This window comes from Serratia montpellierensis, from assembly GCF_020858655.1.
Classification (GTDB): Bacteria; Pseudomonadota; Gammaproteobacteria; order Enterobacterales; family Enterobacteriaceae; genus Serratia; species Serratia montpellierensis.
Genome location: NZ_VOSN01000019.1, coordinates 145,877 through 168,528, shown reverse-complemented (window position 1 = coordinate 168,528; position 22,652 = coordinate 145,877). Strand labels below are relative to the sequence as shown.

Genomic DNA, 22,652 nt, shown 5'->3' with positions numbered 1-22,652 from the left:
CCTGCGTTCGGCGTCTTCAAGGGCGCCCAACACCGCGCTCATCTCCAACTTATCTACCACAACCTCATAAGCGACAGATTTCCCGGTAGCAGCCAGCTCAGGTGTTGACCTTGGGCGCGCATCACCGGCTGCCGAGCAAGACGGCGTTGTCAGGGGCAACCGGCCAGGGAAGGCCGGTTGAGGCGAGACTAACAGGGACGTTTGTCGCAGCCGACCCGCCCGACAACGCAGACGCGGCGAGGACAAATCTGCCGGGAGCAGATTTGAACGCTGCTTGCAGCGGCCCCGAAGGGGCGAGGCCCAGGATGGGCCGAGTAATTTCCGCGTAGCGGACAGATGGTGTTAAGCGAAGGCGCGGGTGGAGGGGCCGCGCCATCGGCCCCTCCAATTGCCGTTCATATTGGCTGCAGAGAAATGCGGGACATTTACGGCAATTCCCCTGCACAGACCCCCCAGAGGCTGGATAAAAAAATGCCACTCAGGCTTAAGTGAGCGGCATTGCGCCGTTGCGCGGGCTTTTTTATCATAAAACTCAGTCGCAGGCCGCCACTGAGTTCTCACCATAAAAAAGGCCCGCATCAAGCGGGCCTGCAAGTACCAGAGAAGTCTAGAGGAAAAATCAGAACGACCAGCGCAGGTTGGCGTTGACCGAATTGACGCGGGTATCGGCGCCGAATTGCCCCTGATAGCCGACATCCAGCGTCGCGGCGCGCGACAGCTTCACGCTCACGCCGATATCGCCCACCATTACGTTGTCATCCACGGCCTGGCCCTGAGTGACGAACGCGTCGCTGCCGGCAAACGCCATGCGCGATGAGGTGTTCTTATCGCCGTAGGCGTGCTGCCAGCCGAGCGAGCCGTAAAGGCTGACATTCTTCGGCAGCTCGGTCACGCCGCGCACCCCGAGCGTAGAGTAGAAGGTATTCATCGTTTCATTGCGCACGCTCAGCGCCGCCGCGCCACCCGACTCCTGGAAGCTGTCGGTATGCAGGCGGATATAGCTCAGGTTGATGAACGGTTCGACGTTCATCTCCGGCTGGCCAAAACGGTAACCCGCTTCAGTGAACGCCAGCAGCGAGTTGGCGTCGTAGTCCGACTTCAGCCGATCCGAGAAGCCGCTGAAATCGACGTTGCGCTTGCCTTCAATCTTGTGCCAGGTGTAACCCAGCGCGCCGCGCAGCGAGAACGCATCCTGCTGCCCCGCCGCATACAGGCCGAGGTGGTAGTTGTCGGTATCGGCCTTGGAACGGCGGCTGTCGACGTCGTAGTCGCCGCGGCTGTAACCGAAGTAGCCGCCGATGCGCACGTTATGATCCGCCAGCTTTCGATCCGCCCCCAACAGGAAGCCGGTGGTGTTGCCATCCAGCTTGCCCACGTTGCCGTTGCCGCTGTTTTTGCCCCAGGAACTGAAGGTCTGCCCCCAGACACCGCTGTTTTGCGCCTGCGCCGGTTGCACCAGCGACATCGCCAACGGCGGTATCGGCAGGCTGTCATTGTCGAACAGGCGCAGCATGCGCTGGTTCAGCACGTTGAACAGCTGGGTGCTGCCGGCGATCAGGTTAGACTGCATCGACGGATAGACTTCGCCGGACAGCTGATTGAACGCCTCGCGCGCTTCCGGCGCACTCAGCAGCAGCAGCGAGTTATACAGAGCCAGCGAAGGGCCGCTCTGCACCAGAGTCGAGAGCGCACCGGCGGTATTCCACTGGTTGCTGCTCTCGGCCACCGTTTGGAAAATGCCCGGCTTGCCGCTGCCCGGGTTCTCTCCGCCCGGATTTTCACCGCCTGGGTTTTCCCCACCCGGATTCTCGCCCCCTGGATTCTCGCCCCCTGGATTCTCACCGCCTGGGTTTTCCCCACCCGGATTCTCGCCGCCCGGGTTTTCACCGCCTGGATTTTCTCCACCCGGATTCTCGCCGCCAGGGTTTTCACCGCCCGTGTCTTTCTGCGCAATGGTCAGATCCACGGCGTTGGCGCTGTGGTTCAACGCCACATCGAGGAAGGCAGACTTGGAGACCGCCGCCGCGAACTGGCCGTCAATGCCGCCGTCCGAGGTCAGAATGCGGTAGCTTTGGCCAGTTTTATAGCTGGTTTGCGGATCCAGCGCCGTCACCTGCACCTTGGCCCGATCGCTGATGGTGGTTTTGCCCGCCACCAGCAGTTGGTCGCTGCGGCCATCGCCGGCGATATCGACGTCATAGAAGGATTCGCCGATAAAATTCAGGTAGCGTTTCAGCGTCAGCGTGCCGATATTACCGTCGCCGGGCGAGATATGGCCGCCGGACTGGATCTCGGTCTGGCCCAGCGTGCCGTTGCCGCCCAGCGTGCCGCCGGCCTTGATCGATGCGGCGCTGCTGTAGCCCTGCCCGTTATTGACGTCGGCACCCGCCGTCGCATTGAGGATCAGCGTGCCGCCGTTCTCGGCGCTGAGGGTTTGGATCTCGAAGATATCGTCTTCTTTCTGGGTATTGATGTCGCTGGCGATGATGAGCTTACCGCCGCGCGCGGTGACGTTTGCCTGCAGCCCAGTGAGATCGCCGTTCAGCGTCGTGTGCCCGGCGGTGTTGATCACCTCGCCTTCGCCGCTCATCTTGTTGCTGAAGACGTAATTGCCGTCGGTATGGTTAAAGTACACATAGCTGCGGAACAATCCGCCCCGCAGGGCGATCGCCGTCTGGGCATCGATAGTGCCTGCAGCGCCCGCCGCGCCGAGCGTCGGCTCGGTCAACCCGGTGCCGGTATCCATGTTGCCGCGGCTGCCGATAATCAGCGCGCCGCGGTTAGAACCGGAACCGGTCTCGCCCAGCACCACGTCGTTGCCGCCGGCGGAGAATGTCCCGCCGTCCATGACCGCCAACACACCATTGCCGTAATCGCCGACGTTGACGCTGCTGCCGCTGGTAAACCGTGAGCCGTTGCCGGCGATCGTCAGCTCGGCGGTTTTACGCGCGCCGGAGACGCCCGCCACCTGAATATTACCGACGTTGACCGCGCCGCCGTTCAGCACGTCCAGATCGCCGTAAAGCGTGAGCGCGCGGCCAACGTTCCATTGGGAATTGGCCCCCGTGACCGTGGCTTTCGGGCTCAGCGTATCGGTCTCGCCCGGCCCGCTGCCATTACCGATGCGCGCGTCAAAGGCGGTGTTCAGCACCGCGCCGTCTTCAATCGCCAGCGTGGATCGTGCCCCTAAGTCGGTGCCGACGCTGAGAAAATTGCTGGTGACGCGAGAACCGGCGCCGGTGGCGATCAGGTGGCTGTCGTAGCCGCGGGTGGTGCCGACCACGATCTCTTTCGCGCTGGCCAGCGCGCCGTCTTCAACCCGCAAGGTGCCCCGCCCCAGATTCAGGCCGCCACGCAGCACGAACTGATCGTTCACCGCGTTCAGCTCGGCGTTCGGCCCGCGGACCGTGACTACGCTCTCATGAATTTGGCCGTTGAACATCCGGCCGATATTGATGTTATAGGCGCTGATCTTGCCATTCTCGATCAGCAGGTTGCCGCTTTGATTGCGGCCGACGTAAACGTCCCCGGTGTAGGCCAATGATTCGGTAATTTTTGAGTCGCCGTCAAAAATGGCATCGTCTGCACGAGCAATATCGGCGGGCGCCAGCATCAACAGCGGCGCAGAAAATAGAGCGAGGTAAAGTTTGGAAAGCGGTGTTTTAACCGCTAAAGGGTGCGATGTCTTGTCATTCACGGGCTATCTCCGTACTCGTTAGCGTGATGTCGCGGAATGTCTTGTTATAGGGAAACTCACTGGGCTAGAGGAGGTGTGAGGCGTTATTCCGCGCACGCCGGTTTAGTGATCGTCGAAGCAAAAGCTTATTGCCCCCCGGCGCTGGCGCTCCGACGATGGAAAACCAGGAAGCGGTAATACCGCCCCCAAAGCGAATTATTTATGCGTGACTACCGGCGTACAGGTCGGCGCACTCAGCGACGGTGAGGAACCTAAAATTCCCGGCATCATCAGCGACGAGCAATCGAAAATACGGCCTTTTTCCGTGGTGGCGCGATAAGAAAGTTTTTGGCCGCCCAGCGCATCCGGCTGTGCACCATTCACATTGGTCACGGTAATTTCGTCCGATGAACCCAGGCCCAACATTTTGGCGGTTTCCGCCTGCAGTAATGGAATGGCCTGATCGGTTTTCAGGGTGGAACAACCGGCTATCATCATCGTAACGGTTAAAGCGATAAGTGGTTTCTTCATAAATTATCCTTTATAACCAATCAGTTAAAATTACCGATTGGCTTTATGTTTTCTCTTATCCAAATCCTCGAATAATATATTTCCCTTTCCTAAACGAAAAAACCCTCCTAAAGTAGGGAGGGTTGATAATAATTCATCAGACCTATCTGATATTTGAAGGCGAAAGGAGAATCCTTTGGGGCAGGATTATGCGTTGGTCGTTGATGACCATCCATTGGTAGCTAGCGGCATCGCCAATTTTCTCAGCACGCATTGCCGATTCAAACAGGCGCATGTGGTGACCAATGAAGAGAATTGCTACCGCCATATTAGGGAAAATGGCCCACCGCGTTTACTGGTGATTGATTTTTGGCTCTCTTCCGGTACGGCGTTGAAATTACTCAAAGAAGTAAAACAACGTTATCCGCAGGTGCGCCTTTTGGTGGTCAGCGGCGACGAGAATAACGATATCTGGCAGAAAGTGAACAATGCCGGAGGGCATGGGTTCGTTTTGAAAAATGAACCGCCAGAATTATTCGCCAGGGCGGTTTTTGCGCTGAATAATAATCAGGAATGGTTCCCTGAAGGGAATGAATCTGTCATAAAAAACAACCATGAACATTTAAATAAATTTAATTTAACGCCAAGGCAATTAGACGTATTAACCATGATGCTGCGCGGCCTGCCAAATAAAAGAATTGCGACGCAACTGTCTATTTCCGAACCCACCGTCAAAGAGCATATCAGCAATATATTGAAAAAGATCGGCGTCAACAGCCGGGTGGAAGCCATCACGCTGTTGCACGGTAAACGGGATCCATCATCATGAGGTTTTTCCAGCATTTACAAAATGATGGCATCTCTCCACGCGCGCAGATCCGCCTGCTGGACAACACCTTCATGCGGCTGGTGTTCAGCTTCACCGCCGTGCCTTTCGTCGGCATCCCGTTCGCCATCTGGATTTATTTGCTGGGTGATGAACTCGGCCCAACCATTACCTGGATCATCGTTTACCTGCTATGCGCCGTGGCGATCCGAATATGGCACCGTCGCTACCTGCATGAGGCCAAGGAAAATGATGAAGACACCGTGCTGCGCCGCTGGCTGCCGCGCATTAATAAGGTGGCCTTTATTCACGGGCTGGGGATCTCATCACTCTATTTAATTACCCCACAGACCCATAACTTTGACTTTTTTCTGCTGCTCAATATCAGCATCGCCGCGATCGTCGCCGCCAACGCAACGCACCTGACGCCCGTAATCAGCACCTTTACCCGCTTTTTCTTCGCCTCCTGGGGGCTGCTGAACATCGGCATCATCTGGCGGCTGGAAGACGTGATGTTCATCGTGCTGATGCTGAACTTGCTGTACGGCTTCGCCATTTATCGCCACGCATTAACCTCGCATGCGTTCTTTATTCAGCAGGCGCTGCTCGAAGAACAAAGCTCGCGCCTGGCGGAGCAGTTCCGCCAGGCTAAAGAGGAGGCGGAACAGGCGCTGCTGGACAAGAACCAGTTCCTGACCACCGCCAGCCACGATCTGCGCCAGCCAGTGCACGCCATGGGCTTTCTGATCGAAGCCATCATCCACAAAAACCGGGACGACAGCCTGATGCCGCAGTTGCTGGATCTGCAACAAAGCGTGCGTTCGGTGCATTTGATGTTCAATTCGCTGCTCGATCTCAGCAAGATCGAATCCGGCAACGTGCGCACCGCCGCCACCCATGTGGATATCGGCGCCCTGCTCGACTCGGTTGTTACCCTGTTCCGCGAAGAGGCCAACAGCCGCGCCCTGGCGCTGCGCACCTGGCGGCCCAGACGGCGTATCAGCGTGATGGGCGATCCACTGCTGGTGCGGCAATCGCTGATCAACCTGATCCAAAACGCTCTGCGCTACACGCAACGGGGCGGCGTGCTGATCGCCATCCGCCCACGCGGCGCCGAGTGCCTGGTGGAAGTGTGGGATACCGGCGTGGGCATCGCCGATGAAGAGAAAAGCAAAATCTTCTCCCCTTACTACCGCCCCGAACTGGCGTGGAAAATCGACAGCGCCGGCCACGGGCTGGGGCTGGCGGTGGTGGCGCGCTGCGCCAAACTGATGAAGGTGAAGTACGGCATGCACTCCGTCGAAGGCAAAGGTTCGCGCTTCTGGATGCGCTTCACACAATACATCGGCGAAGACAAAGCGCCGGACACCGCGGCCGCCTACGACAACACCGCCACGCCTATCCGCTATGCGCCGCTGCGCGGCGCCTGCCTGGTGGTGGACGACGATCCCTTGGTGACCTCCGCCTGGGAGAGCCTGATGAGCACCTGGGGCATCACCGTGCGCTGCGCGGCCTCCGCCGAGGAAGCCTTCGCCATTGTCGAGGACGGTTTTACGCCGTTCGCCGTGCTGTGCGACCAGCGCCTGCGCTCCGGCGAGAGCGGTTTCGACATCCTGAAAGCGCTGTTCGAACGCCTGCCGGACGTGAGCGGCGCGATGGTCAGCGGCGAGTTCAACTCGCAGATATTGCAAGAGGCCGAGCAGGAAGGCTATCTGGTGCTGCGCAAGCCGCTGGAGCCGGCCAGGCTGCACGCGCTGCTGACGCAGTGGGGGGCCGGCTAGCGCGAGGCGGTGCCTTAGCGGGCAAGATGCCGCAGCAGGCCTTCAAGGTTGCGCTCCCCTTCCGGGGTTTGCGCACCGGCCTTCAGCCCACCGCGGATCAACCGCTCCGCGGCCGGGCGTGCGAACAATCCCGCCCAGGCGTCGTGCTCGCGATAAAAACCGGCCTGCAGATCCGGTGCAGGCATCGCCTGCTTGGCCGCCGCAATCACGCCCACAGGCAATGCCGCGATATTGCGTGCTAACCGATCGACGAAATCATCCAGCTCGGCAGCAGGCAAGGCGCGGTTAATCCAGCCATAACGTTCTGCGGTAGCGGCATCGATGAGATCGGCGCCCAGGATCACCTCCAGAGCGCGGCCACGCGTCATTCGGCTGGTCAGATACTGCGTCGCACCGCCGCCGGGCGTAATGCCCATCAAGGCCTCGCACTGGGCCAGTCCCGCAGCTTCCCGTGCAGCGAAAGCCATATCGGCCGCCGCCACAAACTCGGCGCCGCCGCCGCGCGCCAGTCCGGCCAGCTTAACGAGAGTGACCTGCGGCTGGCTGCGCAGCAGCTCGCCAAACGCCTGGAACGGATTTAGCCCCTCCGGCGCGTTGCTCGCCAGTTCGTCGAAAGCGTGCGGATCATCGATCAAGGTCATATCGACGTGAGCAATAAAGAACGCTGGGTTCGCGCTCTGGAATACCAACACCCGCGTATCCGGATCGTCACGCACCGCGAGCAATAAACGGCTGATTTCCGACATCAGCGCCACATCAAGCACGTTTACCGGTGGGTTATCGATAGCGATCGTCATCACGCCGTGCGCATGAGACAGCCTGAGCTTGCTGAAATCTGTATCTGTCATCTCAATGTCCTTTTACCTGGGGTACAAGTGCGGGTTTTTCACGCCGTGTGTCGAATGGTATACTTTGCATACCTGGCGTCAATTACGCACCTTAAGCATCCCAGGGATGCAGGAGGATACCGATGGATAAGACCGACCTTGTTTACCGCGCCGACTGCCCAAGCCGCATCGTCCTCGATCAGATTGCCGATAAATGGTCCATGATGGTGCTGGAAGTGCTGCGTGAACCGCAGCGCTTCAACGCCATCAAGCGCCGTTTGGATGGCGTCACACAACGCGTGCTGACCCAGACCCTGCGCAAGCTGGAACGCAACGGCATGGTGCATCGCAAAGTGTTGGACGGGCGGGTGCTTGGCGTCGAGTATTCGCTGACGCCGCTCGGCAAATCCCTGCAGGGGCCGTTCTCGATACTGTTCGACTGGACGTTAGGGAATATCGAGGCGATTCAGGAGTGCCAACGCAAGTATGATGAGCAGGGCGAGTGAAGCGACCTTCTCTTGCAGGTCGTATCATTGCCGGAAAACGAGGATTAGGAACCGATCGGGTTATCAGGCCGTGATCAGACGCTTAAACAACAGCAATTAGATGTCCTGCCGGTGTGACAAGATAGCATGGGCAGTCAAAGTGGCTGCTTCTACGGAATACAAAACCCGGTAACCTTCTGCGTGATTAAACTCCCGGTACTTTGCACAGCCAATCTTCAGCAGCTCAGGGCAAATCTAGCATCCCTGCGGGAACAAGCTAACGGTATTCTCAAACTGAGGGAGTATTTCCGTGATCACCGGGCAGGATTCGACGTCAACGCGACGGAGAGGGTTCGCTATTGAGTCGTCGTGTACTCAAATTCCATTGTAATCCCTTAATTCCGTCTAAAGCGCCTTAAAAACACGGCACGGGGCAAGAGCATCGAACGCCTGTCGGACGTGAGTGGCGCGATGGTCAGCGGTGAATTCAACTCGCCGATCCTGCAAGAGGCCGAGCAGGAAGGTTATCAGGTGCTGCGTAAGCCGCTGGAGCCGGCCAGGCTACATGCGCTGCTGACGCAGTGGGGGCCGGTTAAGGGTGGTTTGGCACCTCCTGAAACACTGTTTGCGTACTAATAATATAAAAACTTTATTTAATACCCACCCTGTCAATAGATTATTTTGATGTTAAATAAAAAAACAAGATATAGTTTCAAAAAAAACAATAACACTCTAACACTATAATCATTGATATTTGTAAGTAGGGAGAAAAATGATAGCTTAGATCAAATAATCATTCTACTTGCAATCTCTGACTGAGCTACGGAAAGACTATCAGATTAAAATGGCGGAAAATTATGAGAAATATCAACTCAATAATAATGAGACTAGCTAAACGAGCTGAAAAATTACAAACTGAGCATCTGATCAAATCCTTCGTTGATGTTGGCCCTACATATACATTACTTTCAAGCACAGATAATCAAATAATGTTTGGACGGAGAGGGACGGGAAAGACACACTTCTTAGCAGTGCTCAACAATGAAATATCTAATCGAGGGATTATCAGTGTACCTATTGACATGCGATTAATAGGCTCAACAGGAGGGATATTTTCAGATCAAAACATCCCCCTAAGTGAAAGGGCAACAAGACTGCTTTCAGATACTTTATGCAATATTCACGAGGTTATTCTAGATTATATATTTGAAAACGAAATAGATAAAACAACAGAGATAACGGAATTATTGAACAATTTTCTTGAACAAGCAACCGCATTAAACATAGAGGGTACATCTGAAGAGGAAATTGGTTCATCCAATAACATATCCAATAATTTCTCAATCAAATCAAATGCATCATTGAAAAGTATTTCCGCAGGAATGGAACTCACAAAAGGCACTGCCATTGGGAGCTCAGAAAGAATAAAAACCACAGGAAAAAGAACTTTAAGAATTCATTTTAACTCAATAACAAAAAAACTTAACGACATTGTTTCAATGCTACCTCATAAGGAGCTTTGGATATTAATTGATGAATGGTCAGAGATTCCTTTAGACCTTCAACCTTATCTTGCAGAACTTTTAAGAAGAATATTATACCCAATTCCTAACATTACTGTAAAAATTGCAGCTATTGCTCATAGATGCAACTTTATGGAAGTGGACATGAATACTGGTGCCAGCATTGGTATAGAATTAGGTTCAGATGCTTCATCTGTGATAAATTTAGATGAATACATGGTGTTTGATAATGATAGCGATGCTGCCAAAAACTTCTTTAAAAACCTACTTCATCGCCATGTTTGTGCTATTGATAAAAACTCAATCTGCGATCGAGAGCCTAACCTATTTATAAATGATGTATTTACTCAAACTTCGGCTTTTGACGAATATGTAAGAGCAGTTGAGGGTGTTCCAAGAGATGCCATAAATATTATTTCATTAGCTGCGCAGACTGCTTTAGCAAACAAAATATCTATTTTTCATATCCGTAACTCCGCTCAAAAATGGTTTCAGGTCAACAAGCATGCAGCCCTTAACAGCAGGCCAGAAGCCGTGTCACTACTTGACAGAATAATAAACGAAGTTATTGGACATAGAAAATCTAGGGGCTTCCTAATTAGCCATGAGAAGAATCATAAACTGATAGATTATCTATATGACATGAGAGTAATTCACGTTCTTAGGCAAGGTGTTTCCGCAAAAAATGCAGTCGGCAAAAAGTATACTTTATACACACTCGACTATGGTTGTTATGTTGAGCTAATGTCCTCTAAGAATGCACCTCTGGGACTTATTATTGAATCAGATGAAAATGATGAGTTACAGTATATAGAAGTCCCAAAATCTGATTATAGATCAGTAAGAAATTCGATATTAGACTTGGAAGAAGATAATGGTCAACTTAGGCTAAATCTTTTTACATCAACGGAACATCTTCAATTGCCAAACCATCAAAACAAAACAAAAAAATCAGTTGAAAGATCTATTAATAAAAATCTTATAAATGCAATACCAGAAAATATTGGCACACTAAAGATCTATGGAACTATATATATACCAATAATATTGGTTTCTTTAGTTCTAAGAAAAGCAAAAGGATTCAAGAAAAGCAATGCATCAGAATTAACAAAAATAATTAATGAGCATATGTCAATTAATATTAACAGGCCAAAGATATCTGCAAACAATATGTCTAGAGAATTAAGAAAGAGTAGTATCCTGAAGTTATCCTGGCTTAATTATCATGAGAATGGTAGGCAACCACTATTCTCTCTAAATGAAAAATGGAGTGAGTCCTGGGAGGAGTACTTTAATAACTCAGCACCCACAATTTAAATTTTCACTATAAAGACGCTTAGGGGGTTTTAATTAAAAAATCTATAATTGAAAAAGGAATCCCCTTAACGTTGAGTGTCCTGCGTTCAATCCGTAAGCCCATCCAACAGCGGTTCCTTCGAGAACACACGCCCTTCCGCTTTATCCTTCTCTGACAGCATCAGCAATTTCAGCAGAGCAATGGCGTTCTCTCGCTTCTGCTGCTCATAGGATTCTATCACGTAGTTGATGGTCTCTACTTTCATCGTATCCCCTGGCGCTATCAATCATACCAAGGTCTGAACATAGGCTATATTTCGACCACAAACAATAATCTGCTTTACCTATAACTTACCTCAATGACTGACAACAGGCAGAAAAGATATGGCCATATAAAGAAAAACCCTCTGTAAAAACAGAGGGTTTCAGTCACTTCGGCCTGTTTACCAACAGGCTGCGGGAAGTGTCAAATCATTCCCACTCAATCGTCGCTGGCGGCTTGCCGCTGATGTCGTACACCACGCGGGAGATGCCGTTCACTTCGTTGATGATGCGGTTAGAGACGCGGCCGAGGAAGTCATACGGCAGGTGCGCCCAGTGCGCGGTCATGAAGTCGATGGTTTCTACCGCACGCAGGGAGACCACCCAGTCGTATTTGCGGCCGTCGCCCATCACGCCGACCGAACGCACCGGCAGGAACACGGTGAACGCCTGGCTGACTTTGTTGTACAGGTCGGCTTTGTGCAGCTCTTCGATGAAGATGGCGTCGGCGCGGCGCAGCAGATCGCAGTACTCTTTCTTCACTTCGCCCAGCACGCGCACGCCCAGCCCCGGGCCCGGGAACGGGTGACGGAACAGCATGTCGTACGGCAGGCCCAGCTCCAGGCCGATCTTGCGCACTTCGTCTTTGAACAGCTCTTTCAGCGGCTCGACCAGGCCCAGCTTCATCTCTTTCGGCAGGCCGCCCACGTTGTGGTGCGACTTGATCACGTGCGCTTTGCCGGTGGCGGAAGCGGCGGATTCGATCACGTCCGGGTAGATGGTGCCCTGCGCCAGCCATTTCACCTGCTCTTGCTTGCAGGCTTCTTCATCGAACACTTCAACGAACACGCGGCCGATGATCTTGCGCTTGGCTTCCGGCTCGTCCACGCCCGCCAGTGCGGTCAGGAAGCGGTTTTCCGCCTCAACGTGCACGATGTTCAGGCCGAAGTGGTCGCCGAACATTTCCATCACCTGCTTGGCTTCGTTCAGGCGCAGCAGGCCGTTGTCGACGAACACGCAGGTCAGGCGTTTGCCGATGGCGCGGTGCAGCAGCATCGCGGTCACGGAGGAGTCGACGCCGCCGGACAGGCCGAGGATCACGTGGTCTTCACCCACCTGCTCGCGGATGCGCTCGACCGCATCTTCGATGATGGTGGCCGGGGTCCACAGGGCTTCACACTGGCAGATGTCCAGTACGAAACGCTCCAGCATGCGCTGGCCCTGACGGGTGTGGGTCACTTCCGGGTGGAACTGCACGCCGTAGAAGCGTTTTTCTTCGTTGGCCATAATGGCGAACGGGCAGGTGTCGGTGCTGGCGATGGTCACGAAGTCGGACGGGATTGCGGTCACTTTGTCGCCGTGGCTCATCCACACGTCCAGCAGCGGTTTGCCGGCCGGGCTGATGGCGTCTTCGATGTCGCGCAGCAGCGCGCTCTCTTTGACGATTTCCACCTGCGCGTAGCCGAACTCGCGTTCGTTGGAACCCTGCACATGGCCACCCAGCTGCATCGCCATGGTCTGCATGCCGTAGCACACACCCAGCACCGGCACACCGGCATTGAACACGTAGTCAGGGGCGCGCGGGCTGCCGGCTTCGGTGGTGCTTTCCGGGCCGCCGGACAGGATGATGCCGCTTGGGTTGAATTCGCGGATCTGCTCTTCGCTAACGTCCCAGGCCCACAGTTCGCAGTAAACGCCGATTTCGCGCACGCGGCGGGCGACCAGTTGGGTGTATTGCGAACCGAAGTCCAGTATCAGGATGCGATGCTTATGGATATTTTGTGTCATTGAGGCGAATTCCAGCAACAAGAGAAAAAGAGCGAAAATGTGTGTTTCGGGATGGGGCTTGGCGCCCCACCCCGGCCTCTCACTCAGGAGAGGTTAAGGCATCAGCCCATGCGGTAGTTCGGCGACTCTTTGGTGATGGTCACGTCGTGCACGTGGCTTTCCTGAATGCCGGCGCCGCTGATGCGCACGAACTCCGCCTTGGTGCGCAGATCGTCGATGGTGGCGCAGCCGGTCAGGCCCATGCAGGAGCGCAAGCCGCCCATCTGCTGGTGCACGATGGCTTTCAGCATGCCTTTATAGGCCACGCGGCCTTCGATACCTTCCGGCACCAGTTTGTCGGCGGCGTTATCGGTCTGGAAGTAACGGTCGGAAGAGCCTTTGGACATCGCGCCCAGCGAGCCCATGCCGCGGTAAGATTTGAACGAACGGCCCTGATACAGCTCGATTTCGCCCGGGGATTCTTCGGTGCCCGCCAGCATGGAGCCGACCATCACGCAGGATGCGCCCGCGGCGATCGCTTTGGCGATGTCGCCGGAGAAGCGGATGCCGCCGTCGGCGATAACCGGGATGCCAGTGCCTTCCAGCGCTTCCACCGCGTCGGCGATGGCGGTGATCTGCGGTACGCCCACGCCGGTCACGATGCGGGTGGTACAGATAGAGCCAGGGCCGATACCCACTTTCACCGCGCTCACGCCGGCTTCAGCCAGCGCTTTGGCGCCCGCTGCGGTCGCGACGTTGCCGCCGACGATCTGCAGATCCGGGTATTTGGCGCGGGTTTCGCGGATGCGCTGCAACACGCCTTCGGAGTGGCCGTGCGAGGAGTCGATCAGCAGAACGTCAACGCCTGCCGCCACCAGCGCGTCAACGCGCTCTTCGTTGCCGGCGCCGGCGCCGACCGCCGCACCCACGCGCAGACGGCCGTGCTCGTCTTTACAGGCGTTCGGCTTACGTTCCGCTTTCTGGAAGTCTTTAACGGTGATCATGCCCAGCAGGTGGAAGCTGTCGTCCACCACCAGCGCTTTTTCTACGCGCTTTTCGTGCATCTTCTGCAGCACCACGTCGCGCGCTTCACCTTCTTTCACGGTGACCAGGCGATCTTTCGGCGTCATGACCGCGGTGACCGGCTGGGTCAGATCGGTCACGAAGCGCACGTCGCGGCCGGTGATGATGCCGACCAGCTCGTTGTCTTCGGTAACGACCGGGTAACCGGCGAAGCCGTTGCGCGCGGTCAGCTCTTTCACTTCCTGCAGCGTGGTGGACGGGGTAACGGTCTGCGGGTCGGTAACTACGCCGCTTTCATGCTTCTTCACGCGGCTGACTTCTTCAGCCTGGCGTTCGATAGACATGTTTTTGTGGATGAAGCCCAGGCCGCCTTCCTGCGCCAGCGCGATGGCCAGGCCGGATTCGGTAACGGTATCCATGGCTGCGGACAGCATAGGGATGTTCAGGCGGATGGTTTTGGTCAGTTGAGTGCCGAGCTCTGCGGTGTTAGGCAGAACCGTGGAGTGGGCTGGAACCAGGAGGACGTCGTCAAACGTCAGAGCTTCTTTAGCGATACGTAGCATGGGCAATATCTCACCAGGGTGGGCTGTGAAAAAGATAAAATATTGCCGCGGCATTATACAGAGCGGAATCGGTTGCCTCCAGCACTTTCTTACAAAAAGTCTTGATTACCTTTTTCAGCCATGTAGTATCGACCAATTAAGTGATTGTTTTGAAATTTGATCTGGGTCACATGTCGCTACCTGTTTCGCCTTCCATTTTTACCGTAAGCCGCCTGAATCAGACGGTTCGCCAACTGCTGGAAATGGAAATGGGGCAGATTTGGCTCTCCGCCGAGATCTCCAACCTCTCCCAGCCCGCCTCCGGCCACTGGTATTTCACGCTGAAAGACGACCGCGCCCAGGTGCGCTGCGCGATGTTCCGCAACAGCAACCGCCGCGTCACCTTCCGGCCGCAAAACGGCCAGCAGGTCTTGGTGCGCGCCAGCATCACGCTGTATGAACCGCGCGGCGACTACCAGCTGATCGCCGAGAGCATGCAGCCCGCCGGCGACGGCCTGCTACAGCAACAGTTCGAGCAGCTGAAACAGCGCCTGAGCGCCGAAGGACTGTTCGATCAGCAATTCAAGCAGCCGCTGCCCGCCCCGGCCAAACGCGTCGGGGTGATCACCTCCGCCAGCGGCGCGGCGCTGCACGATATTCTGCAGGTATTGCAGCGGCGCGATCCGTCGCTGCCGATCGTCATCTACCCCACCTCGGTGCAGGGCGCGGAAGCGTCGATGCAGATCGTGCGCGCCATCGAGACCGCCAACCGCCGCGATGAATGCGACGTGCTGATCGTCGGCCGCGGCGGCGGTTCGCTGGAAGATCTGTGGAGCTTCAACGACGAACGCGTGGCGCGGGCGATCTTCGCCAGCCGTATTCCGATCGTCAGCGCCGTCGGCCATGAAACCGACGTCACCATCGCCGACTTCGTCGCCGATCTGCGCGCGCCGACTCCTTCCGCCGCCGCCGAACTGGTCAGCCGCAATCAGCTTGAGCTGTTGCGCCAGCTGCAGTCGCAGCAGCAGCGGCTGGAGATGGCGATGGATTACTACCTGGCGCAGCGCCAGCAGCAGTTCACCCGCATTCACCACCGTTTACAGCAGCAGCATCCGCATCTGCGCCTGGCGCGCCAGCAGACGCTGCTGTTCAAGCTGCAGCGCCGGATGGAAGACGGCATGCAGCAACAGCTGCGCCTGGCCGCCCGCCGCAGCGAACGCGCCCAGCAGCGGCTGGCACAGGTGCAGCCACAGGGCCGCATTCACCGCTACCAACAGCGCGTGCAGCAGCAGGAATACCGCCTGCAGCAGGCGATGGAGCGGCAGCTCAACGCCTACCGCCAGCGCTTCGGCGTGGCCTGCAGCCAGCTGGAAACCGTCAGCCCGCTGGCGACGCTGGCGCGCGGCTACAGCGTGACGCAAACCCCGCGCGGCGAGCTGCTGAAAACCACCAAGCAGGCGCAGGTCGGCGAACTGCTGAAAACCCGCCTGCAGGATGGCTGGGTGGAAAGCGAGGTGAAAACCATCACCGTCGCCAAAAAACCGCGCAAGAAGCGCGCGGCCGAGTAACCCTCCTACTCCAGCGTAAAACGCTCGCCCGGTTCACCGTTTACCCACAGCGCGCGCGTTTCGCCTTCCGGCAGGCTGAGCGCCAACGTGCGCCAGGCCGGGCGGAAACGCCCTTCCGTCGTGATATCCAGCATGATGCGCTGATTGTCGCAGCACATTTCCCAACGCAGCCACAGCGCATCGCCCTGACGCCAGCTGTCGCTTTCACCGTCGTCCTCAAACAACAACCCACTGCTTGCGCCGCAGCCCTTGAGCGGAAACAGCCGCAGCTCGCGCCGATCGTCGGCGGCCACGTCCACATGCGCCAGCCGCTGCGACAGCGGCAGCGCCGCCCCGGCGCGCACCAGCAGCGGCAGACGCTCCAGCGGCGCTGCCAGCGTTACCGTCTGGCCGCCGCCAAACCACTGGCCGCTGTAGAAGCAGTACCAGCCTTCGCCGTTGTCCGGCAGATACACCGAACGCCGGCGCTGCCCCGGTTCCACCACGCTGGCCACCAGCAGATCGCGGCCAATCAGAAAATCGTCGTTCTCGCCGAAGGTGCGCGCATCCAGTTCATGGTCGAGGAAGGTCGGGCGCAGCATCGGCTCGTCGTCCGCGCAGGCCTGCCACAGCAGGGTGTAGAAATACGGCAGCAGCCGGTAACGCAGGTTGATCGCCTCGCGCACCGCCGGGGTGGCGGCCGGGTACATCCAGGGCTCGTTGACCGTGGCGTCGTCGTTCCAGGAGTGGATAGTGAAACGCGGATGCATCACGCCGTTTTGCACCCAGCGCACCAGCAGCTCCGCGTCCGGTTTGTCGCCGGAGAAGCCGCCGACGTCGTGGCCGAGGTTATACAGCCCGGACAGGCTCATGCCCAGCCCCATGCGGATGTTATAGCGCAGCGTCTGCCAGCTGGTGCGGTTGTCGCCGCTCCAGGTCTGCACGTAGCGCTGCATGCCGGCGCAGCCGGAGCGCGAGATCAGGTACGGCCGCTTCTGCGGCGCGAAGCGCTGCTGGGCCTCCATCGAGGCGCGCATCATCAGCAGCGGCATCACCGGGCGGATGTGCTTGATGGCGATCGGCCGCCCGAAGCCGTGGCAGCGCGCTTCGCCGTCCCACACTTCGTACTCGTTGTTGTCGTTCCAGGTCGAGTCGATGCCCATCTCCAGCAGCTGCTGTGTGACGCCCTGCTGCCACCAGCGCACCGCCGCCGGGTTAGTGAAGTCGAGGTGCGATCCTTCGTCGTCCCAGAAGCTGGAGCGCTCGGGCGCGTCGCTTTGCGAATCGCGGATAAACAGCCCCTGTGCCGCCACCGCCTGATACTGCGGGTGATCCTGCAGCAGGCACGGCTTGATGTTGGCCGCCAGCCTGAGGCCGGCGTCGTGAAACGCCTGGCTGAGCAGCTTGGGCTGCGGCACCTTGTCGTAGTTCCAGTTGAACACGTAGCGCTTGTTGTTGATCGAGGTGTAGCCCGACGACAGCTGGAAAGAGTCGCAGGGAATGGCGTGTTGACGGCACAGCGCAATGAACTGCTGCAGCTGCTGCTGGGCGTCCGGCGCGTCGGTGTAGTGCATGGTCGAACCGCTGTAGCCCAGGCTCCACTTCGGCCCGAAGTGGGTGCGGCCGGTCAGGCGCACGAAGGCCTTGGTGACGTCCAAAACCTTCGGCCCGAGGAACAGGTAGTAATCCAGATCGCCCGCTTCGGCCTGATAGCGGCGATAGGCCACGTGGTAGTTGTCGATCTCGTTGCCCAGATCCAGCCAGCAGCTGCTCAGGTTATCGTAGAACAGGCCGAAACTCACCTCCGGCCCACGGGTAATGGTGAACGGAATGTGTTTGTACAGCGGATCGGTGCTGGCGGCGTTGTAGCCCATGGCGTCCAGATTGCGCATCTCAAAGCGGCGGCCGTTGCGTTCCAGATCGCCGGCTTTCTCCCCCAGGCCGTAATAGCGCTCATCGGCAAAACGCCGCTGGTAGTGCGCCACGCCGTCGCCGTGTGCATTGAGCAGGTAGGCGCTGGTCGGCCGATCCGCCGCCAGCGGCCGCCACTCGCCGGCGGCATTGCAATACTCCCACGCCAACCACAGCGGCTGATGCACCGTCACGCGCAGCCGCGGCGTGCTGACCACCAGCCGATCGCCCTCCTGGCGCAGCTGATAGCCCGGCAGGCTGAAACCGGCAACGCTGAGCCGATCGCGCCCCTCCCAGGGCACATCCTCCTGCGGCGCGATGCTCCAGGTGCGCTCCAGCGCCAGCTCGCCCTCACGTTTGATCAGCACGCGGAACAGCTCGTTTTCCAGCACGTACAGGCAGAAACGGTGGCGTTCATCGACCAGCAGCTCGATGTGGTCCGCATGCTGCGCCGCCAACGTCCAATTTTTCAAGGTTTTCATAAATATCCCACTTAGCTGTGTGAAGGTGTTTTCTTACCGCCGCGCTCGGCGATCAGGGCAATCAGGAACACAGCGCCGATCAGGTCGAAGAAGCCCATGGCGATAAACAGCGGGTTGAAGCCGAGGGTGTCGGACACTGCGCCGATCAGGAGCGTGAACAGGAAGCTGGCGATCCAGGCGCTGGAGCCGCGCATGCCGTTCACCGTCGCCATCTGGTTTTTATCGAACGACTCCACCACCAGCGCGCTGAGCATGCAGGAGATCACCTGATGGCCGAAGCCGCCGATCGAGATCAGCGCGATCGCCACATAGGGATCCTGGGTGATCGCGACAAACGCCAGCGACACCATCAGGAAAGCGCCGGTCACCGAGCTGGCGACCACCGAGTTAACGCGGCTGCAGCCGAACCATTTGCGGTACAGGGTGGTGAGATAGCCGCTGGCGACGCTGCCGATATCCGCCGCCAGGAACGGCAGCCAGGCAAACATCGCGATCTGTTTCAGATCCATACCGCGTTCGGTGGCCAGGTACAGCGGCACCCAGAAACTGAAGACCGCCCAGGCCGGCTCGGCGAGAAAGGCCGGGATGGCGATGCCGTAAAACTTCTTGTTCTTGCACAGGCTGGCCAGCGAGGTGAGGAACGGCAGCTTCGGCAGCACCGGCTCGTTGTCTTCGCGGATCAGATCCAGCTCTTGCTGGCTGAGGTTCGGGTGCTGCTGCGGCGAGTGGTAGAACAGCCACCACAGCACCACCCAGATCAGCGCCAACCCGCCGGAGAACAGGAAGGCCCCCTGCCAGCCGAAGGAGACGTGAGCGATGACGATGATTGGCGGCGCCAGCATGGCGCCGATGGAGAAACCGACGCCCGCCCAGCCGGCAGCGATCGGCCGTTCCTTCTTCGGGAACCAGTCGGAGATCGCCTTGGCGTTGGCCGGGGTGGCCGCCGCCTCCGCGCCCCCCATGAAGAAGCGCAGAATGGCCAGTTGCAGCCAGCTGCCGGCGCCAGCGTGCAGCATGCATACCACCGCCCAAATGCCGGCGCAGATCAGAAAGCCCATCTTCAGGCCGATAACGTCGATCAGCCAGCCGCAGATCGGCTGAAACACCGTGTAGGCCAGCTGGAACGACGCCACCACCCAGGCATATTGCTCGGTGCTCATGTTCAAGCTGGTTTTCAGCTCCGGCGCCAGAATGCCCAGCGAGTTGCGGGTGATGTAGTTGACCGTGACGCCCAGCAAGAACAGCGCCAGCATCCACCAGCGCAGCGATTTGAACTTGCGCCGGCCGCTCTGCGCGACCGCCTGATTGATCTCCACACTCATCGGTTCTCTCCCCGCAGCCGCCGGCTACGGCGCGCGCGTTTTGGTAGGGTACGTTGTGCCATCAAACACGGGAGGGTGAAAACGGGTCGGCGCCGTAGCATTGGCCGACAGACAGTCACAACCCCATGATTTATTTTTTGTTTTCTTTTTCGCACACCGTTAAAATTGGACTGACAGGTCGCTAAAATTGGTGTACCAATGCAGACTACTCAGCGATAGCGCGCAGCGAAACGGGGTTTTTTGCAAAGATTTTCACGGGCGGGTGAAAAAATAGTCATAATGGGCAGAAAAGTCGGTCAAGACGCTGAAAAACCGCGGTGAAAATATTCTCATGGACGAATTTGAAGGAGATCACAGAATGAACGGAAAGCTGAAAATTCAGGAGATCGCTCGCCAAACCGGGTTGTCGATCAGCACCGTTTCCCGCGTGCTGGCGGGTAAGGCCAACACCAGCGCCGAGGCGCGCCGCAAGGTGCTGGACTGTGCGCAGCAAAACGGCATTCTGCAGGGCATTTCCAGCGGCCGGCTGATGCTGAACAACGTGATGGTGTTCGCGCCGCAGCGCGCATTCGACGTGCGCACCGACATCTTCTACTACAAGGTCATTCAGGGTATCGCCGCCGCGCTGATGGAGCACGAGGTGCGCATCCGCTACTGCGGGCTGGAAGAGCAGCACAGCGACGGCGCGCTGTTTCTGGAAAAGATGAGCGACCCGCACACCGAAGCGGCGCTGATCATCGGCATCGACGACGAACATATCCACACTCTGGCCGCCGATCTGCACAAGCCCTGTGTGCTGATCAACTGCAGCGATCGGCAAATGCGGCTGGACAGCGTCTCGCCGGATCATCAGCTGATCGGCGACTACTCCGCCAGCTACCTGCTCCAGCAGGGGCACAGCCATATCCTCAATCTGCAGTGTCTGCGCCGCCACACCATGGAGCTGCGGCTGGCGGGCATTCGGCAGGCCTACGCCCGGCATCATCTGCCGTTCGATGACGGCCGCCATCTGGTCACCACCTCCGGCTTCGGCAGCGAAGAGGCCGAGCAGGCGCTGACCACCTATCTCGACGGCATCCACGGCCACTCCCCGCTGCCGACGGCGATCCTGGCCGGCGGCGACTACATGGCGGTCGGGGCGGTCAAGGTGCTCAACAAACGGGGCCTGAGCGTGCCGGGCGAGGTCTCGGTGATGAGCACCGACGGCTTCAATCTGGCGGAAATTCACGATGTGCCGCTGACCTCGGTACAGGTTCCGCGCGATGAGCTGGGCTACGAGGCGATCCAACTGCTGCAGCGGCGCATGCTGCGTGCCGACGCGCCGCCGTGCAATCTGCTGCTGCACGGCCGGCTGGCAGTGCGCGCCTCGGTGCGGCGCATCAGCCCGCACAAGACCGCGCCGGCGGTGAGCACGCATGACCACAGGCTTTATGACGAGTAGGCTACACTTAGGCACAGTGCATTCATTCGATGAGGTAAAATTTTTGCCTAAGGAGAGCCACTATGCCAGTCCAGCGCATGCGTTCCGTCATTCCTCCCTACATGCTGCGCCGCATCATTGAACACGGCAACGCCCCGCAGCGCGACTGCGCGCTGCACACCCTGAACCACGTGCAAAGCCTGCTCGGCAATAAGCCGCTGCGTTCGCCGACCGAGAAAAACGCCCGAGCCGGCGAAGCGCTCCGCGATATCTACGACGCGCAGAACGGCACCCAACTGCCCGGCAAACAGGTGCGTAACGAGGGCCAGCCCAGCAGCCACGACGTGGCGGTGGACGAAGCCTACGACTACCTCGGCGTCACCTACGATTTCTTCTGGCAGGCCTACCGCCGCAACTCACTGGATAACCAGGGGCTGCCGCTGGTCGGCAGCGTACATTACGGCAAGGAGTACCAAAACGCCTTCTGGAACGGCCAGCAGATGGTGTTCGGCGACGGCGACGGCGAGATCTTCAACCGTTTCACCATCGCCATCGACGTGGTCGGCCACGAGCTGGCGCACGGCGTGACCGAGAGTGAAGCCGGGCTGATCTACTACCAGCAGTCCGGGGCGCTCAATGAGTCGCTGTCTGACGTATTCGGCTCGTTGGTCAAGCAGTTCCACCTGCAGCAAACCGCGGATAAAGCCGACTGGCTGATCGGCGCCGGGCTGCTCGCCAAGGGCATCAAAGGCAACGGGCTGCGCTCGATGTCGGCACCCGGCACCGCCTATGACGATCCGCTGCTGGGCAAAGACCCGCAGCCCGCCAGCATGAAGGATTATATCCAGACCAAGGAAGACAACGGCGGCGTACACCTCAATTCCGGCATCCCCAACCGCGCCTTCTACCTGGCGGCGACGGCGCTGGGCGGCTTCGCCTGGGAGAAAGCCGGCTACGTCTGGTATGACACGGTGTGCGACAAAGCGCTGCCGCAAAACGCCGACTTCGCCACCTTCGCCCGCACCACGGTGAAACATGCGCTAGCGCGTTTCGACCAGAGCGTGGCGGACAAGGTGCAGCAAGCCTGGCATCAGGTGGGGGTGGAATAATGAAACCGCTGCCGACGCTCAATCAGGATACGGTCATTGAGCTGGCGCGCGAGGGAGGCTTCGCCTACATTCCCAAACTGGCGGGCCAGCGCCGCATCGCGCTGGCCGATATCACGCCGGAGCAGCGGCAACGCCTGAATCAGTTGCTGAACCAGACGCTGCCCTATGCGCAGGAAGAAGGCCAGCCCTCCTCCCCCGGCTGCGGCGACCAGCGCTACTACCGCGTGCAAATCAACTACACCAGCCCCACCCTGAGCACTGAGATCGTGCTGTTAATCCCGGAAAGCAGCGCGCCGCAGGCGCTGGTGGATCTGTGGAAAACCGGCCAGGTGGATGAGTGAGGG

General features: G+C 58.0%; 15 protein-coding genes and 3 pseudogenes. 9 read left to right on the top strand and 9 right to left on the bottom strand.

Annotated elements, in window-relative coordinates:
- Nucleotides 1-619 precede the first annotated feature (619 nt).
- Nucleotides 620-3,697, bottom strand: a complete 3,078-nt coding sequence (locus FUU19_RS20675) for an autotransporter outer membrane beta-barrel domain-containing protein (protein ID WP_230490578.1) — start codon at nt 3,695-3,697, stop codon at nt 620-622.
- 195 nt (nt 3,698-3,892) lie between these two features.
- Nucleotides 3,893-4,207 carry a putative periplasmic lipoprotein gene (locus tag FUU19_RS20670; RefSeq protein ID WP_025303891.1) on the bottom strand — a complete coding sequence of 105 codons (315 nt, stop codon included), beginning with the start codon at nt 4,205-4,207 and terminating at the stop codon, nt 3,893-3,895.
- Nucleotides 4,208-4,382: 175 nt separating this feature from the next.
- Between FUU19_RS20670 and FUU19_RS20665 the strand changes: the two genes are divergently transcribed.
- Together FUU19_RS20665 and FUU19_RS20660 are read left to right on the top strand one after the other, a co-directional pair.
- Nucleotides 4,383-5,015 carry a response regulator transcription factor gene (locus FUU19_RS20665; protein WP_141967240.1) on the top strand — a complete coding sequence of 211 codons (633 nt, stop codon included), beginning with the start codon at nt 4,383-4,385 and terminating at the stop codon, nt 5,013-5,015.
- Nucleotides 5,012-6,793, top strand: coding sequence for a hybrid sensor histidine kinase/response regulator (locus FUU19_RS20660; protein WP_197836267.1), 1,782 nt, complete (start codon nt 5,012-5,014; stop codon nt 6,791-6,793). The genes FUU19_RS20665 and FUU19_RS20660 overlap by 4 nt, the downstream gene beginning before the upstream one ends.
- A gap of 14 nt (nt 6,794-6,807) precedes the next feature.
- Here FUU19_RS20660 and FUU19_RS20655 read toward each other — a convergent pair whose 3' ends face one another.
- A complete protein-coding gene (locus FUU19_RS20655; RefSeq protein ID WP_141967236.1) occupies nt 6,808-7,641 on the bottom strand; it encodes an enoyl-CoA hydratase/isomerase family protein in 834 nt (277 codons plus the stop codon).
- A gap of 122 nt (nt 7,642-7,763) precedes the next feature.
- On the opposite strand from FUU19_RS20655, the gene FUU19_RS20650 reads away from it, so the two are divergent.
- Nucleotides 7,764-8,126 (top strand): winged helix-turn-helix transcriptional regulator, encoded by a 363-nt coding sequence (locus FUU19_RS20650; RefSeq protein ID WP_141967233.1) that lies wholly within the window; start codon nt 7,764-7,766, stop codon nt 8,124-8,126.
- A 96-nt stretch (nt 8,127-8,222) separates the two neighbouring features.
- Here the strand turns inward: FUU19_RS20650 and FUU19_RS20645 are convergent.
- Nucleotides 8,223-8,357 (bottom strand): annotated as a pseudogene (locus FUU19_RS20645) (type II toxin-antitoxin system RelE/ParE family toxin); the annotation flags it as partial.
- A gap of 192 nt (nt 8,358-8,549) precedes the next feature.
- Here FUU19_RS20645 and FUU19_RS20640 point away from each other — a divergent pair.
- A pseudogene (locus FUU19_RS20640) lies at nt 8,550-8,741 on the top strand (hypothetical protein); the annotation flags it as partial.
- Nucleotides 8,742-8,962: 221 nt separating this feature from the next.
- A complete protein-coding gene (locus FUU19_RS20635) occupies nt 8,963-10,945 on the top strand; it encodes an ORC-CDC6 family AAA ATPase (RefSeq protein ID WP_230490576.1) in 1,983 nt (660 codons plus the stop codon).
- Between the two features lie 86 nt (nt 10,946-11,031).
- On the opposite strand, the pseudogene FUU19_RS20630 reads toward FUU19_RS20635, so the two are convergent.
- The 3 genes and pseudogenes from FUU19_RS20630 to guaB all read right to left on the bottom strand — a co-directional run.
- Nucleotides 11,032-11,169 (bottom strand): annotated as a pseudogene (locus FUU19_RS20630) (type II toxin-antitoxin system Phd/YefM family antitoxin); the annotation flags it as partial.
- A 226-nt stretch (nt 11,170-11,395) separates the two neighbouring features.
- Nucleotides 11,396-12,973 (bottom strand): glutamine-hydrolyzing GMP synthase, encoded by a 1,578-nt coding sequence (guaA, locus tag FUU19_RS20625; protein ID WP_019452367.1) that lies wholly within the window; start codon nt 12,971-12,973, stop codon nt 11,396-11,398.
- Nucleotides 12,974-13,074: 101 nt separating this feature from the next.
- Nucleotides 13,075-14,538: an IMP dehydrogenase gene (gene guaB, locus FUU19_RS20620; protein WP_033635581.1), complete on the bottom strand. Its 1,464-nt coding sequence runs from the start codon at nt 14,536-14,538 to the stop codon at nt 13,075-13,077.
- Between the two features lie 170 nt (nt 14,539-14,708).
- On the opposite strand from guaB, the gene xseA reads away from it, so the two are divergent.
- On the top strand, nt 14,709-16,085 hold the full coding sequence (xseA, locus tag FUU19_RS20615; protein ID WP_197791351.1) for an exodeoxyribonuclease VII large subunit: 1,377 nt from the start codon (nt 14,709-14,711) through the stop codon (nt 16,083-16,085).
- A 5-nt stretch (nt 16,086-16,090) separates the two neighbouring features.
- Here xseA and FUU19_RS20610 read toward each other — a convergent pair whose 3' ends face one another.
- Entirely contained in the window at nt 16,091-18,457 is a 2,367-nt protein-coding gene (locus FUU19_RS20610) for a glycoside hydrolase family 31 protein (RefSeq protein ID WP_230490575.1), read from the bottom strand.
- Between the two features lie 11 nt (nt 18,458-18,468).
- Nucleotides 18,469-19,779, bottom strand: a complete 1,311-nt coding sequence (locus FUU19_RS20605) for an MFS transporter (RefSeq protein WP_141967225.1) — start codon at nt 19,777-19,779, stop codon at nt 18,469-18,471.
- Between the two features lie 358 nt (nt 19,780-20,137).
- Between FUU19_RS20605 and FUU19_RS20600 the strand changes: the two genes are divergently transcribed.
- The 3 genes from FUU19_RS20600 to FUU19_RS20590 all read left to right on the top strand — a co-directional run bounded on the left by FUU19_RS20600 (nt 20,138) and on the right by FUU19_RS20590 (nt 22,649).
- Entirely contained in the window at nt 20,138-21,220 is a 1,083-nt protein-coding gene (locus tag FUU19_RS20600) for a LacI family DNA-binding transcriptional regulator (protein WP_230490574.1), read from the top strand.
- 62 nt (nt 21,221-21,282) lie between these two features.
- On the top strand, nt 21,283-22,308 hold the full coding sequence (locus tag FUU19_RS20595; RefSeq protein WP_230490573.1) for a M4 family metallopeptidase: 1,026 nt from the start codon (nt 21,283-21,285) through the stop codon (nt 22,306-22,308).
- The gene (locus FUU19_RS20590; RefSeq protein WP_033648911.1) at nt 22,308-22,649 is read left to right on the top strand and encodes a protealysin inhibitor emfourin; all 342 of its coding nucleotides are present in this window, start codon (nt 22,308-22,310) and stop codon (nt 22,647-22,649) included. The genes FUU19_RS20595 and FUU19_RS20590 overlap by 1 nt, the downstream gene beginning before the upstream one ends.
- Nucleotides 22,650-22,652 lie beyond the last annotated feature (3 nt).